Here is a 14,333-nt window from a genome sequence, read left to right on the forward strand (position 1 = left end):
CGGTGGTGATTCCGGCCGAGGGCGGTGATACCATTTGGGCCAATACCGCAGCCGCCTATGACGACTTGCCCGAGCCGCTGCAGCGACTGGCGGACAGCCTGAGGGCGATCCATTCCAGCAGCCATGACTATTCCGCAGCACGCGCGCGCCCCCGCGCCGAGGACAGTCGTTATCACGCCGAGGCCTTCGCCTCGACGGCCGACGAGACCGAGCACCCCTTGGTGCGCGTCCATCCCGAAACCGGCGATCTCAACATGCTGCTGGGCGGCTTTGTTCAGCGGATCGCGGGCCTGAACCGGGGCGAGCCACAGCGGAAGTATGAGCTCTTCCAGTCCTATGCGACCGCGCCCGAGAACACCCTGCGCTTGCGCTGGCGACAGGGCGATGTGGCGATCTGGGATAACCGGGCCACCCAGCACGTCGCCGTCAACGACTACAGAGATATCCATCGCGTGGTTCGCCGCGTGACCATTGCCGGCGATGTGTCGGTGGTCGTCGACGACCGCCGCAGCACCCCCGCCGTCCGGCAAGCGCCTGACCAGACCCAGACGAGGAGAACTCCCGTGCCCCCCAAGATACGCCTTGGCGCCTTCCTTCCCGGTGGTGGCCAGCTTATCGCCGCCTCGCGCGATCCTGACAGCCCGGTCGACGGGGCAAGCAGCTTTGCGTTCCATGTCGAACCGGCGCAGGAGGCCGAGCGTGGCCTTGTTTGATGCCTATTTCCTTGCCGACAGTCTGGCCATCGCCTTTGGCACCGGGGCCGAGGGCGGCAATTCCAAGATTGCGGGGGTCGAGCCGGTGACACTGTGTTCGGCATTGGCGCCGCTGACCCGTAATCTCGGCTTCATCGCCAACGCATCGACCACCTATGAGAAACCCTATAACACGCCCGCAAATTCGCCTCGCTGGATCTGATCTCTGACGGGCGGGCTGGAATGTGGTGACGACCGCCAACGACATCGCGGCGCATAACGTCAACCTCGATGAGCAGCATCCCGATGCCTTCCGCTACAAGTGCGCGTCCGAGCATGTCGAGGTGGTGAAAAAGCTGTGGGACAGCTTCGAGGATGACGCCGTCCTGCATGACAATGACAGCGGACGCTTCTTTGACCCGGCCAAGATCCATCCGGCTGATCACCGTGGCGAGCATTTCAGGGTGACGGCGCCGCTCGATGTCGTTCGCAGCCGTCAGGGCCATCCGGTCATTGTTCAGGCGGGCCAGTCCGACGGCGGACGCGGTCTGGCGGCTGCAACCGCAGAGGTGATCTTTACTGCGCATCAAAAGTCGGACACAGCGCAGGACTTCTATCGCGACATCGAGGCGCGGGCGACGGCATTGGGGCGCGATCCCTCGCATATCCTGGTCATGCCCAGTGTCTCGCCCTTCATCGGGCGGACCGAGGCCGAGGCGCGCGAGAAATACGACAGGCTGGCCGGCCTGATCCTCGAAGAAGATGGCATCGCGCTGACCAAGGGGCTGACCGGCGGCACCTTGGACCTGAGCGGCGTCGACCTTGACGGCCCGCTGCCGCCGGACGCCCCGACCGAGGGAATGGAGTCGCGGCAGGCCCTGATCCGGCAGATCACCGATGAGAACGGCTTTAGCTTCCGCCAGCTTTACCAGCATGTCGCCTCGGCCCGCGGGCATTTCACCCTGATCGGCACGCCCGGACAGATCGCCGACATCCTGCAGGACAGGTTCGAAAACGAGGGGGCTCATGGCTTCAACATCCTGCCGCCCTGGCTGCCGAGCGGCCCGACGGATTTCGTCGATCTGGTGGTGCCAGAATTGCAGCGGCGCGAGCTGTTCCGCACCGCCTACGAAGGCACAACACTGCGCGAAAATCTGGGCCTTCCCTTCCCCGAAACCCGTTGGGCGGTTCAGCATCGTCTGGCCCATGCGGCGGAGTGATCCCAGCACCCTGCAAAGCATCGACAACCCGATCCAGTCCCGCAGGAGCGACCGATCCCCCGGCACTATCCTCTTGAGCCGGGAGCTGGCAGCCGACCGCTCCGTTCTGCGCCGCTATGGATTTTTGCTGAGCGTTCTCGCCATCTGGCAGATCAGCGCCACACAGGGCTGGATCAACGCCAGCATCTTCCCACCACTGGACAGGATCGCGCTGGCGGTGTGGCAGGGCATTGCCGGTGGCGCGCTGCTGGATGACATCGCCATCAGCCTGCGGCGCTCGGGTCTGCCCTATGGCGCTGCGGTGCTGATCGACATTCCGCTGGGGCTGTTCATGGGCCAGATCCGCCGGGTCGAACAAGCGCTGGACCCGATCCTGCAGTTCTTTCGCCAGACCTCGGCGCTGGCGCTCTATCCGGTGTTCATCCTGCTACCCGGGCTGGGCGAGGCCTCGAAGGTCTTCGTGATCTTCCGGGTCACGCTGTTTCCCATCCTGCTCGCGACCATCAGCGGGGTGAAAGAGGTCGATCGCAAGCTGATCGAGATGGCCGCACCTTTGTTGTCAGCCACTCCACCATCTTTGGCCACGTCGTGCTGCCCGCCGCCGTACCCCGATTTTTGTCGGGCTGCGCCTCTCGGCGACGACCGCGCTGCTGCTGCTGATCGCCGCCGAGTTGATCGGCGCCAACAGGGGCCTCGGTTTTCAGGTGATGAACGCCCGGTAAAATTTACTGATCCCGCAGATGTTCGCCGCGATCTTCCTGCTGGCCGTGCTTGGGCTGGCTGCCAATGCCGTCCTTGTCACCCAGCAACGCCGCATCGGTCGTTGGGCCGACGTGCCGCACTGATCGCATCTTCCCATCACAGAAGGAACCAGAGCCATGAGCATCACCTTTCGCGCGCTTGCGCTGACCTCGGCCCCCGGGCCTTGCTGGCACCCCGTCTTCGCCGATGTCACCATTCGCCATCTGACCAGCCACGGCGGCATATCGGCCCATGAGGGGGCCGACGAGCTGGGCTATTTCGACGGCACAGGCATTACCCTCGAAAAGGTCGGCCATGCGCAGGGTAGCCCAGCCTCTCTGGTGGCGTTGGCCGCAGGCAGCGTCGATATCGGGTCGGCAGCCACTGCGGCGGTGCTGAACTCGATTGCCGCCGGCAATGATTTCGTCGCCGCCTATCCCTCGAACGGCATCAATGACGAGGTGCGGTGGATCTTCTATGTGCTTGAGGACAGTCCGATCCGATCCATCGAGGATATCGTCGGCAAGACGGTCGCGGTGAAGACGCTTGGCGCGGACTTGGACTATACCGTGCGCGAGGGGCTGCAGCAGAAGGGCCTGCGGAAGGGTGCCGCCAAACTGATCGCCCTGCCCGGTCCGCAACTGGAACAGGTGCTGCGTTCGGGGCAGGTCGATGTCTCGGCCTTTGGCTATTGGCTATTGGCTATTGGCTATTGGCAGACGATCTTCACCGGCGCAGCGCTGACGAAAGGCGGCTCGCGCCCGGTCTTTGACGATACCGATGTGCTGGGCGATATCGCCGGCGGCTTCGTGGTTCTGTGACGTGACTGGATCGAGGCGTATCCTGCCGAGGCCAAGGCCTTCGTCGAGGGCTCGACCAAGGCGCTCGGCTATGCCCGCAAGCATCCCGCCGAAACCTGCGAGATCCTTGCCCGGGTCCTGGCCGAGCGCGGTGAGAGTCCCGAGATGGCCCAGTATTTCCTTGGCTATGGCGTGCGCGAGGGTCGGCTGCCGTTCGAGCAGGATATCCAGTTCTGAATTGACGCGCTGGAGCGCGAGGGCTCGGTCGGGAAGAGCGCGGTGGTTGCGAAGGACATTCTCTACACCACCGGCGACGATGCCAAGGCCGAGGCGCCTGTGGTCAGGAAAGGCGAGACGGATGACCGAGGCTGACACCATCCGCTGCGGCGATGTCACGGTCCGTGATCTCGCGAAATCCTTCGCGCTGAATGGCCAGCCGCTGAACGTTCTGCGCGACCTGCAGTTTCGGGTCGAAGCCGGCGAGGCCTTGGCGATCGTCGGCCCCTCGGGCTGCGGCAAGAGCACGCTTCTGCGCATTCTCGCCGTGCTCGAGGCGCCGGATTCCGGATCGGTGTTGATCGACGGCGATCCGGTGCAGGGCGTCGGCACCGAGCGTGCAATCATCTTTCAGGAGCTGCGGTTGTTGCCCTGGCTGACTGTGCTGGGGAATGTCGCTTTCGGGTTGCAGGTGAGGGGTGTTTCGCGATCCGAAGCCGAGCAGCGCGCCCACCACCATATCCGGCTGGTCGGGCTCGAGGAGTTCGAGAAGGCCTATCCCCGGCAATTGTCAGGGGGTATGGCCCAGCGTGTCGGCATCGCCCGGGCGCTGATCGTACAACCCGGGAATCTGCTGCTGGACCAGCCGCTTGGCGCGCTGGATGCGATGAGGCGGCTGACCATGCGGGAGGAACTGGCACGGATCTGGCGGGAAGAACAGGTGACGATGATCCTCGTCACCCATGACCTCGAAGAGGCGATCTTCCCTGCCGATCGTGTGCTTGTCCTTCCTAAGGGCAGGGGCAGCAAGCGCAGACTGATCGAGATCACACTGCCTCAGCCCAAGGACCGCAGCAGCGTCAAGTTCGTGGCCCTGCGCCGGCAGCTGATGGCGCAACTCGGTCTGCATTGAACGAGGACCGGGCGTGATTGCCCGGTCCCTCTTCAGGCGGGCTATTGCGCCGCCATCACCGCGCCCTCCGGCTCGCCGGGCGCGCCGCGCGTTTCGGCGGTCGGCAGGTCGTCCCAATAGACCGCGCGCGGGCATTCCTCGGGCGAATGCTCGGTCATCAGGCTGACGATCACCAGCGCCAGCAGGCTGACGATCACCCCCGGAATGACCGGATCGATGCCGGTGCCCATCAGCGGCCAGGCGATGGTGACGATGATGGCGAGGATCATCGCGGCGGCGCAGCCCCTGGCCGTGGCGCGGGGCCAGAACATCACCGCCAGGAAGGGGATCACCAGCGTCGTGGTCGAAAGCCGGAGCGCCCATTGATAGGCGCTGATGATATCGGTCATCAGATAGGCGACCATCAGCGACAGGACCGAGATGATCACCACGCTGATCCGCGCCGCCGCCATCTTCTGCGGCTCGGTGGCCTGCGGGTTGATGAGCCGGCGATAGAAATCCTCGGCCAGGTTCGAGCTGCCTTGCAGGATGAAGCTGTCCGCCCCGGTCATCAGCGCCGAGAGAAGCCCGATCAGGACGATGCCGCCAAGCGCCGGGGGCAGCAGCTCGACCGTCAGATAGGAGAACAGCATGTCGGGCTGCATCCCCTCGGGCACGAATTGCACCGCACTCAACCCGATCAGATAGGGCAGCACGGCGATGACCGCGAAGATGCCGAAGCCGGTCATCCCCGCCGCGATGGCGATGCGCTCGGTGCGCGAGGCGAAGATGCGCTGCCAGGTCGATTGCCAGACCAGATAGAACGGCCCGACCGTCAGCGCGAAGATCAGCACGTCCGAGGCACCGCCCGCGCCGAAGAGGCTGAGATGGGCCGGATCGGAATTCGCGATGATCTCGGCAGGGCCACCGGCAAAGCGCATGGCGGCGAAGAACAGGATGAAGATGCCGGCAATCACGATGACGCTTTGCAGCGCGTCGGTGACGATGGTGGCGATCAGCCCGCCCAAGATGGTGAAGCCGAGGATCAGCGCGAAGGACAGAAGGATCGCCCAGTTATAGGGCACGCCGAAGACCGTGGCGAAAAGGGTGCTCATGCCCACGATCTGCAGCGCCGTCGTGGGCACCGAATAGATGAAAGCCGAGAAGATCGAGGGGATCAGCCCGACCCTTGAGCCGAAACGCTCGGAAAACAGGTCGGCCAGCGTGTAGAGCCGCTGCCGGCGCAGCGGACCGCTGAAGAACCAGATCAGGATCATGCTGAAGATCATCGAGGGCAGGGCGAATTTCATGAAGCCCGAGACGCCCACGGTATAGCCCATGCCGACCCAGCCAATGAAGACGGCGGCGCCGGCGCAGGTGCTGATGATGGTGCCGGTGATCGACCAGAACCCCATGTTCCAGCTGGCAATCAGATAGTCATCGGATGTCTTGACCTTGAAAAAGTAATAGAACCCGATGGCGAACATCACCGCGAAATACACGATGGTATAGGTCAGATACCAAGCCAAAGCTTCTCCTCCTCATCTTTGCTTCGTCAGGTGGGGCTGGTCGTCAGCCTGCCGTGGCCTCCCGCCACAGCGCGGCCATATCCTCGGGGCGGAAGCGTCCGCTGGGGCCGATGGCGACCAGTTGCGACCCCGACCGCGCAGCGGCGGGGGAGAGTTGCAGATGCCGGCCGACGCGATGGACCTCGCGTGTGCCGGTCTCGTCGGTGATCCAGCCCTTCAGCCGGTAAAGACCGGCGGGCGGGTTCTCCAGCAGTGCGCGGATACGGTCTGCAGGCAGGGGGGCGGGGCTGTCGCCGGTCCATTTGGCGAAGTGATCGGCGTGATGGTGATGCGCAGGGGTGGCGGGGGCGTTCGGGGCGGCGGGGTCGAGGCCGAAGAGCAGATCGGGATCGATCCGGCCAAAGGGCGCGGCGAGCTGTGGGGCCGGGGTGATTGCGGCCAGTCGTTCGCCGGCGGCCTCCGTCGGGCCATGCTCGGTCCGGGTCAGGACCAGCAGGTCGGCGGCGGCGATTTGCTGGGCGATCTGCGCGCCGATCTGGGGATCGTCCAGCAGCGCCCCGATCTCCTCGGCATTGACGACCGTGACCGTGCCGGCCAGCGACAGGTCGGGCTCGGCCAGGGCCAGCGCGGCGATGCGGGCCGGGTCGCTGATGCCCGAGGCCTCGATGACGATGGCATCGGGGCGCGGGTTGCGGTCCAGCGCGTCGCCGACGGCGTAATAGAGATCGCCGGTCATGGCGCAGCAGACGCAGCCATTGGTCAGCGCGATGCTGTCGCCCCCGGCCTCGGCGATCAGCCCGGCGTCGATGTTCACCGCGCCGAAATCGTTCACCAGCACCAGCAGGCGCCGCCCGCCACTTTGTTGCAGCAGATGGGTCACAAGGCTGGTCTTGCCCGCGCCCAGAAAGCCGCCGACGACCAGCAGCGGCACCCGGCTCATGCCGTCACCCGCCCGGCAAGAACCGTGTCGGTGACGGCGATATCCTTCAGGGCCATGGGATCGACCTCGGTCGGGTCCTGGTCCAGCAGGGTGAAATCGGCGAATTTCCCGGTCTCGATGCTGCCGATCTGGTGGTCCATCCGAAGCGTCCAGGCCGCGCCGAGGGTGATGGCGTTGAGTGCCTCGGCCACGGTGATCGCCTGTTCGGCCCCAAGCACCCGGCCCGAGGCGGTCTGCCTTTTCACCGCGCACCATGCGGTGAACAGCGGCGAGAGCGGCGTCACCGGCGCGTCGGAATGGATGGCGAGGTTCAGCCCGGCATCCAGCGCGCTGCGGCAGGCATTCATCCGGTTGGCCCGGTCGGGGCCGACGGTCAGGGCGTAATGCTGGTCGCCGAAATGGTAGAGGTGATTGGCAAAGAGATTCACCCCCAGCCCCAGCTCGGCGGCGCGGCGGAACTGGGCGGCATCCATCAGCTGCCCGTGCTGCAGGATGTGGCGGTGATCGCGCGGGCCGCCCTTGGCGATGGCCCCGGCCAGGGCCTCGATCACCACTTCCGAGGCCTCGTCGCCGTTCACATGGATATGCATCTGCACGCCCGCCGAGTGGAACCCCTCGACAAGTGCGCGGATGGTGGCGGGGGGCGTGTTCCACATGCCGTTCGGCGCGCCGTTCACATAGCCGGGCCAGCGCAGCCGTGCCGAATAGCCCTGGATCGAGCCATCGGTCATCAGCTTGACCGCGCCAAGTCGCAGCTTCGGCCCGGATTTCGCCGCCATCCGGGCCATCATCGCCGCCAGTTCGACCGGGTCGCCCTCGGTCACGCCTATGGCCGGTACCAGACGGATCGGGTAATCCTCGCCCTCGACGATGGTTTGCAATTCGGCCAGATCGGCCTCGGTCTGGGCGCTGAAAAGGTCGGTCGTGGTGGTCACACCGGCGCGCCGGGCCGATTGACCAAAGGCCGCCAGCACCGCCGCGCCGCCGGTCAGCGCGCGGAAGTCGACGCCAAGCCGGCGCAGCACCGGGAACATCGCCGCCATCTCGCGCAGTTCACCGGTCGGCTGGCCCGCGCCGTCGCGGATGAGGCCGTCGACCTCGGCGCCATCGAGATAGCCGGCCATTTTGAGCGCGACAGTGTTGCACACGAGCACATGCAGGCTGGAATAGAGCACCGCGACCGGGCGGTCGGCGGACACGCGGTCCAGATCGGCGCGCGACAGCGGCTGATCGGACATGAAGATCGGATCGAAGCCCCAGCCGATGGCCGGTCCGGGGCCGGGAACGTCGCGCAGCCGCTGGACGATGGCCTCGTTCGTCGTCAGCCCCGCCCACCAGACCCCGTCGGGCGCCTGCCGGTCGCGATAGCCTAGATAGGCATAGCGCCAGAGACCGCCCTCCATCAGATGCGCATGACCCTCGACGAAACCCGGAAGCATGATCCGGTCGGCAAAGCGGTCGTCGATCCGTCCACCGCCCCACGGCGCGGCGCAATCGACATCGCCGACCGCCAGGATGCGGCCACCGCGCACGGCGACATGCGTGGCAACGGGTTGGTGCGGAGCCATCGTCAGAATGCGGCGGGCCGTGTAGATAATCGTTTCTGACATGGTCGCGCCTTCTTGTTGTCGCGCCCGCAAGGGCCGGTCAGCGCGAGACTAGGCGTGCGGTTGACTTGGGGATAGGACCAGAATCAGGTTTTCCTAGGTCCAGATCGCCAGCGGGGCAGAATCAGGATTCGCCGCTCCCGGGTCGGCTGAGGGTCTGGCAATAGTCGTCCAGCCGCGCCTGCCAATCGCCCAGGTCCTTGCGGCCGAAGGGGCCGGGATCGACCAGTTGCAGCTGGCGATGGCTGAACAGCCCGCCCATCGAGTTCAGCGCGGCGGTGCAGAGCGCCACGGCCAGATCGAATTTCTGCCGCGCCAGCCAGGGCCAGGCCTCGATCGGGAAGAAGGGCGGAATGACCAGCTCTTCGCTGTCCTCTGCGGGCTCGGCCCGTTCGCGCGGATGCCGCTTGACCACCACGGCGAAACCGGCCTCGGCGAGCCGACGGCGAATGCTGCGATAGATCACCCGCTTTTCCGACGCCGTGCAGAAGCCGATCGCGTCGATGGGCTGGGTCAGGACCAGCGCGCTAGCCTCGATCGGGGCAGGGGGTGGCCCCTCCCAGAAGATCCCCGCCAGAGTCCGGGCCTGACCAGCTGGCAGCCGATTCATCAGCTCCGGAAAGGTGACTTGTCGTGCCTTGCGCTGCAGCTTCGCGGGCAGGGCGTCGGGCCGGTTCATCTCGATGCGGTCGATCCAGCCCTCCTCTCCCATGATCTGATGACGGGGCGACAGACCGAAGGCCAGCCGCAGCAGCGCCTTGCCTGGGCCGAAACGCAGGCTGTGATAATTGGGCAGACCCTCCTCGCGCAGGACGATGGTCTGGCAGCGCCGGCGCAGGGTCTTCGAGACGAAGTTTCCCGACAGGTAGATATAGGCGGTGCGATAACGCGGCCCCAGCCATCCGGGCGGGCGGTGATGGGGGCGGCGAAGTCCGCGAAGGCTAGGGGCGACATTGCGCCGGATCAGGTCGGGGACTGGGTGCGGCAGCGAGGCGAATTCCTCGATCGCGCTCCGGTCCGAGCGCAGGCTGAAGGTCAGTTGCGGGAAATGGGTGCGAATACCTGCGACCACATAGTCGGGCAGGGGGGTGTCGTCGTCGAGATAGACGATCTCTGACGGATAATCGGTTCCAAGCGCCGAAGCCAAGGCCGCCAGCAGGGTCTGGGCATTCGACGGCAGGTAGAGATCGGGCGCGGGCGTGACCGCCGGACTAGCAATCATGGACAGCGTCACAGCGAAGTCGGGGCGGCATCGTCACGACGGACGTTGACGACCTGCTTCGTTGCAGTCCATGGCGACAGAGCGACGTCCCCTGCGTGGTGGTACAGTCCAGTTCTGCGGTCCCACGTCATGGCCGGCCTCGTCCCCGTTCAAACTCGCCTTCACCTGCCATATAGAGAAGTCGCGGGACAGAGGATATCTCTCCTCTCTGGAACCTCGTGATCTGGAAAGAAGGGCGGGTATGGTGCTGGGGAAGATCGGTCGGACGCTCCGCCGAGAGGGCGTTTCAGGACTGTGGGCGCGGCTGCGTCACCCCGAGCGGTCGGGCGGTCCTGCCGCCGTGACGCCGCCGCAGCGGCCACCTTTTCGGCTGATCGGACAGGATCCGGTGCTGACTGGTCGGGTCGCCGCTGCCTTGCAGCGATGTCTGGGCCAGGGGGGGCTGACCTGGGCCGGGTCCGGGGCCGGGTCCGGGGACGCCGCGACCATTCGCATCATCGGGCCGGTCGATCCGCACGACATCCGACCGGGCGAGATCCTGCTGTTTCCCGACGCCGCGACCGCCCTGAAGCTTGTCGGCGGAACCAGGGCGCCTGACCTGGCGCTCTGCGGCGCGGTGCTGTTACCCGACGCAGCCCTGCTGAAGCCTTTTCGGGACGCGGGGCTGGGCGAGGGTCGCCTGTTCGTCCTGCCCTCGCTAGGCGATCCGGCGCGGACGGGGCTCGCCGGAGATCTTCTGCGCTGGCTGATCGCGGCGGGTGCGCTGGACCCAGGCACGATCGATCCTGCGTTGTTTCCGGTGCTGGAAACACTGACCCCGCATTCCCGCCTCTGCCTGAGCCTGCCCGAAAGCCCGGATCGCCGCGCCTCCTTCCTGAGCCATGAGCTCAGGGAGTTTTTCATCTTCGACGGTCTCCGCCTGAAACCCGGCTGGCAGGGTGCCGGATGGAGCCATGCCACCATCGCCCGCGCGGCGCTGGCCCGAAACGCAGTTCCGCTGCTGGTCTGCGAGGACGACATGACGCCCTCCGCCGATTTCGCCGCGAGGCTGGCCAGCGTCGAGGCCTATCTGGCCGATGCAGACTGGGATATGTTCTCGGGTCTGCTTACCTCTATTCCCGAGGATTGCCGCGTCCATCATGTCGAGACCCGGGACGGGCTGACCTTTGTGCATCTGGATTATGCAACGGGAATGGTCTTGAATATTTATCGCAGTCGCGCGCTGGAACGGTTGGCCGCGTGGCAGCCCGGCGGCGGGCATCCCGAAACGGATACCGTGGATGCCTGGCTGTCGCGCCTGCCCGGACTGCGCGCGATCACCACGATTCCCTTCCTGGCCGGTCACGACACGGCAGCTGTCTCGACCGTTTTCGGCTTTGCCAACCGTCGCTATGACAGTCTGATCAGGGCCAGCGAGCAGAGACTGAACCGGCTCGCGACCGAGTGGCTGAAGCGTCTCTGAGCTTGGGAAAGCAGGCGATGGCGCGAGATCCGGGTTCCTGATGTCAAGCCCGTTGCCGCCTCAGACCGGCAGCAACGCCATGGCCTCGCGGGCAAAGATGCGGTGGCCTTCGCTGGCCAGATGCATGCCGTCGCTCAACAGGGCGCCCTCATGCTGGGCCCGCCAGATATGGCGGTCGAGATCAAACAGCAGCGCGCTATGATTGCGGGCTGCGGACATGATCCTCATGTTGTAATCCGCGAAGTTCCTGTTGATGAACGGCGTGCTTGGCCATGCGGAAATCGGCGGCAGGATGATCGTGGTCAGCACCACCCGCTGCGCCTTGCGCTGCTTCAGCAGCACAAGAATGGCGTCCAGATTGGCGGAGAATTTTTCAGGCGAAACATAGTGACGCGAGGCCAGATCGGTCAGGATCGCCCGCCGATGGCGGTTCGAGAAGGTCACTACACGGGTCTTGAGCTCCTCGGGCAGCAGGTCCAGCGAAAGGCGCTCGTCTTCCAGGAACATACGGTTGACGCAGTCATTGAGCCCGACATGGATGATGACATCGGCCCCCGCCGCCAGCTGCGGGTCGGCCTCTAGTTCCTGAAGGATATGGGAGGTAGTGAAGTAGCGTTGGCAGATGCTGGTCATCGCCCGATCGGTCGCCGCATCGGCGATCAGCTCGGCATAGACCCGATCTTCCAATGGTTCGGCACCGCGCGCCACCGGGCGAGGCAGGCCGAGGGAATCGGCGAAGATCACCAGGCCACGTCAGGTGGGGGGGCGCGCGGCGATGGCGCTGCGATGCCGTTCCCGCTCGGTCCGAAAAACCTTCTCGTTGCGGGCAACGATGGCGGCGATGGTCCCGGCAGGGGGCAGGTTGACGCTCAGCGCGCGCGCCAATGCAAAGGCCTGCACCGCCGGGCCGGAACGACCTGCCTTGATCAATGCCTCCGCACGATCCATGGCGTCCGCGATCTGAGCGACCGCTGCAGGCTCAAGTTTCTGCATCAACCGCGCCCTGCCCGCTGAGCCGTCCCGAGCGAGGCCTGGGACTGCCATGACCCGCCCGTGCGGATCACATCATAATGCTGCATGTTACGCGCCTGCTCTTCCAGGTCGGGCAGGTTTTCGGCCTCGTCACCGAACAGGAACGCGCGCAGTTGGCGCAGCAGGCCGGGTTTGACCCCGGTCTCGTCGGTCAGGTCCAGCTCCTCGGGCACTTCAGGGAAGCCGGCATGGGACTGAACCCGAAGCTGCTCGAGCGGCTGCAGGATCAGCCGGCGCTCGGGGGTGAGAACCTCCAGACCCCAGCGACCGGGTGCGGCCCAATTGGCATGCCAGCTCATCAGGGCGCCATCCTCGGCCTCGGCACTGCCGCTGAATATGCTGGCCCCCGGATGCCAGCTGACCAGCCCCGTCCCGGCGGTCAAGGCGTCGAGCCGCCGCACCGGGCCAAGAAAATGGAACGCGAGGTCCAGCACATGCGAGGAATTGCCATAGAACCAGGTGTCAAGCTCGCGCTGCGGCTTGCCCAGCTGTGCGATGCGCCGCGCCATTTCCGAGAAATCGGCCTTGATTGACAGCACGCCGCCATCCTCGGCCACGATCTGCCGTGCGCGCCGGACCGAGGCCATGAACCGCCGGTTATAGGCCAGGAAGACCTTGGCCCCGGTCGGTCGGACTGCGGCCAGAAGGCGATCCATTTCGGCCAGATCCAGCGCCGCCGGCTTCTCGACCAGCATTCGGCGCACGCCACGCGCCGCCAGCATGCTGGTCACCTCGGCCAGATGCATGGCGTTGACGGTGACGATGGCATTTTCGGGCAATTGCCCGTCAAGGGCGTCCAGCTGGGTTTCAAGCGGCCCGGTTCCCGGCATCACGCCGGTCGCCGCGTGGTAGGCGGCGGCCGATTCCGCGCCCCGGCCAAGCACTACGCTGCCGATCTGCAGCCGGTCCAGCGCCCGCGCATATTCCTGGGCCATGTTGCCCGCGCCGACCACGAGGATTTTGTGTTCTTCCATGACTATTCCCGTCTTTCTTGTGGCTCAGCTAACCGGTACCGGCTGGTCAGATGCAAGGCCGAAATGCGACCGCAAGGCGCCCAGATACAGCGCGTGCTGGCGCAGGCTGTCCGCCATCGGTGTCAGATCACAATGCCCGGCCAGCGCATCGGCGTAGATCTCAGGAATCTGCGATACAAAGCGAATTTCGAAGGTCTCGGCCTCTCCTTCGTGGCCGGTGATGCGGCTGCCGGCCTCGTCGATGGTGAAGCTGCGCCCGTCCGCTGTGCTGACCTTCAGATGAAGGACCAACTCAGGCTCGTCTGCGCAGGTGACGCGCAACCCGGCGCCATTCGCAAGCCGGGCCTCCAGCGTGCCGTAGATTTCCTGGAATCCTGCCCGCTTCGAATCCCTGCTGCCCTTATCCAGACCTGTCGCATCGACCAATGTCAGCGTGCTGTCGTTCAGGTATTCCAGAAGGTCGAGGAAATGCACGGCATTGGACCCGAGTCCGAACTGGCTGCCTGTGACCTCGATCGACAGCGGGCCGGCTTTGGCCAGCGCCGCACGCAACTTCTGATATCCCGGGAAATAGCGGCGCGGGCAGTTGACATGCGCCGTGCTGCCGATGGCGGCCAGATCCGCCGCCATCGACTGCAATTCGGCATCGGTCTGCGCCAGCACCTTTTCAAGGACGACCGCGCGCGGACGTGGCCCTTCAGTCAGTGCCCGCACGATTGCCGCGCGGGGTGGGGCGGATGTCGCGACAACGGCAAGATCGACCGGGCCGGACGGCGGCATCGCCGCGACCAGCGAAACGCGATGCGCCGCTGCCTGCGGCTTGGCGATCTCGGTCGTGATCCGCGCGTGCAGGGCTTCGGCGGGTTCGATAATCAGGATATCGGCGGGCTCTGGCATGGCCAGCATCGCCTGAAGATGGCGAAAGCCGATATTGCCGCAGCCAATCAGCCAAATGGTCGTCACGTTTGGATCTCCTTTGCGGATCGCGTGTTCTGGCGCGGCCTCG

The 14,333-nt window shown here is 65.5% G+C and carries 15 protein-coding genes; 7 read left to right on the forward strand and 8 right to left on the reverse strand.

Annotated features, from left to right (window positions below; all coding sequences use genetic code 11):
- Positions 1 to 2: 2 nt before the first annotated feature.
- From Q1A36_RS05375 to Q1A36_RS05400, 6 genes are all read left to right on the forward strand, one after another.
- Positions 3 to 713 (forward strand): TauD/TfdA family dioxygenase, encoded by a 711-nt coding sequence (locus Q1A36_RS05375; RefSeq protein ID WP_299840775.1) that lies wholly within the window; start codon positions 3 to 5, stop codon positions 711 to 713.
- Positions 700 to 915 carry a hypothetical protein gene (locus tag Q1A36_RS05380; protein ID WP_299840777.1) on the forward strand — a complete coding sequence of 72 codons (216 nt, stop codon included), beginning with the start codon at positions 700 to 702 and terminating at the stop codon, positions 913 to 915. Before Q1A36_RS05375 ends, Q1A36_RS05380 begins: the two co-directional genes overlap by 14 nt.
- A 25-nt stretch (positions 916 to 940) precedes the next feature.
- A complete protein-coding gene (locus Q1A36_RS05385; protein ID WP_299840779.1) occupies positions 941 to 1,912 on the forward strand; it encodes an NtaA/DmoA family FMN-dependent monooxygenase in 972 nt (323 codons plus the stop codon).
- 73 nt (positions 1,913 to 1,985) lie between these two features.
- On the forward strand, positions 1,986 to 2,909 hold the full coding sequence (locus Q1A36_RS05390) for a hypothetical protein (protein ID WP_299840781.1): 924 nt from the start codon (positions 1,986 to 1,988) through the stop codon (positions 2,907 to 2,909).
- Positions 2,791 to 3,474: an ABC transporter substrate-binding protein gene (locus tag Q1A36_RS05395; protein WP_299840783.1), complete on the forward strand. Its 684-nt coding sequence runs from the start codon at positions 2,791 to 2,793 to the stop codon at positions 3,472 to 3,474. The genes Q1A36_RS05390 and Q1A36_RS05395 overlap by 119 nt, the downstream gene beginning before the upstream one ends.
- 337 nt (positions 3,475 to 3,811) lie before the next feature.
- Positions 3,812 to 4,582, forward strand: coding sequence for an ABC transporter ATP-binding protein (locus tag Q1A36_RS05400; RefSeq protein WP_299840785.1), 771 nt, complete (start codon positions 3,812 to 3,814; stop codon positions 4,580 to 4,582).
- Between the two features lie 41 nt (positions 4,583 to 4,623).
- Here Q1A36_RS05400 and Q1A36_RS05405 read toward each other — a convergent pair whose 3' ends face one another.
- The 4 genes from Q1A36_RS05405 to Q1A36_RS05420 form a co-directional block, all read right to left on the reverse strand.
- Positions 4,624 to 6,090 (reverse strand): sodium:solute symporter family protein, encoded by a 1,467-nt coding sequence (locus Q1A36_RS05405; protein WP_299840788.1) that lies wholly within the window; start codon positions 6,088 to 6,090, stop codon positions 4,624 to 4,626.
- Between the two features lie 43 nt (positions 6,091 to 6,133).
- Positions 6,134 to 7,030, reverse strand: coding sequence for a CobW family GTP-binding protein (locus Q1A36_RS05410; protein WP_299840790.1), 897 nt, complete (start codon positions 7,028 to 7,030; stop codon positions 6,134 to 6,136).
- Entirely contained in the window at positions 7,027 to 8,640 is a 1,614-nt protein-coding gene (locus Q1A36_RS05415; RefSeq protein WP_299840792.1) for an amidohydrolase, read from the reverse strand. Before Q1A36_RS05415 ends, Q1A36_RS05410 begins: the two co-directional genes overlap by 4 nt.
- Positions 8,641 to 8,761: 121 nt before the next feature.
- The gene (locus tag Q1A36_RS05420) at positions 8,762 to 9,871 is read right to left on the reverse strand and encodes a hypothetical protein (protein WP_299840794.1); all 1,110 of its coding nucleotides are present in this window, start codon (positions 9,869 to 9,871) and stop codon (positions 8,762 to 8,764) included.
- Between the two features lie 49 nt (positions 9,872 to 9,920).
- Between Q1A36_RS05420 and Q1A36_RS05425 the strand changes: the two genes are divergently transcribed.
- Entirely contained in the window at positions 9,921 to 11,321 is a 1,401-nt protein-coding gene (locus tag Q1A36_RS05425; protein ID WP_299840795.1) for a hypothetical protein, read from the forward strand.
- Between the two features lie 60 nt (positions 11,322 to 11,381).
- Here the strand turns inward: Q1A36_RS05425 and Q1A36_RS05430 are convergent, their stop codons facing one another.
- Genes Q1A36_RS05430 through Q1A36_RS05445 form a run of 4 tightly spaced genes read right to left on the reverse strand, consistent with a single transcriptional unit; the run spans position 11,382 to position 14,290 of the window.
- The gene (locus tag Q1A36_RS05430) at positions 11,382 to 12,065 is read right to left on the reverse strand and encodes an SGNH/GDSL hydrolase family protein (RefSeq protein WP_299840797.1); all 684 of its coding nucleotides are present in this window, start codon (positions 12,063 to 12,065) and stop codon (positions 11,382 to 11,384) included.
- 9 nt (positions 12,066 to 12,074) lie between these two features.
- Entirely contained in the window at positions 12,075 to 12,269 is a 195-nt protein-coding gene (locus Q1A36_RS05435) for a hypothetical protein (RefSeq protein ID WP_299840799.1), read from the reverse strand.
- Between the two features lie 44 nt (positions 12,270 to 12,313).
- Entirely contained in the window at positions 12,314 to 13,327 is a 1,014-nt protein-coding gene (locus Q1A36_RS05440; protein WP_299840801.1) for a Gfo/Idh/MocA family oxidoreductase, read from the reverse strand.
- A 24-nt stretch (positions 13,328 to 13,351) separates the two neighbouring features.
- The gene (locus tag Q1A36_RS05445) at positions 13,352 to 14,290 is read right to left on the reverse strand and encodes a hypothetical protein (protein ID WP_299840803.1); all 939 of its coding nucleotides are present in this window, start codon (positions 14,288 to 14,290) and stop codon (positions 13,352 to 13,354) included.
- Between the last annotated feature and the right edge of the window lie 43 nt (positions 14,291 to 14,333).

Source organism: uncultured Paracoccus sp. (assembly GCF_947487305.1).
GTDB lineage: Bacteria > Pseudomonadota > Alphaproteobacteria > Rhodobacterales > Rhodobacteraceae > Paracoccus.

Bases quoted from the DNA above. Each gene is read 5' to 3' on its own strand.
- Q1A36_RS05395 (WP_299840783.1), top strand. From the start codon at position 2,791: ATGAGCATCACCTTTCGCGCGCTTGCGCTGACCTCGGCCCCCGGGCCT.
- Q1A36_RS05400 (WP_299840785.1), top strand. From the start codon at position 3,812: ATGACCGAGGCTGACACCATCCGCTGCGGCGATGTCACGGTCCGTGAT.
- Q1A36_RS05410 (WP_299840790.1), bottom strand. From the start codon at position 7,030: ATGAGCCGGGTGCCGCTGCTGGTCGTCGGCGGCTTTCTGGGCGCGGGC.
- Q1A36_RS05415 (WP_299840792.1), bottom strand. From the start codon at position 8,640: ATGTCAGAAACGATTATCTACACGGCCCGCCGCATTCTGACGATGGCT.
- Q1A36_RS05435 (WP_299840799.1), bottom strand. From the start codon at position 12,269: ATGGATCGTGCGGAGGCATTGATCAAGGCAGGTCGTTCCGGCCCGGCG.
- Q1A36_RS05440 (WP_299840801.1), bottom strand. From the start codon at position 13,327: ATGGAAGAACACAAAATCCTCGTGGTCGGCGCGGGCAACATGGCCCAG.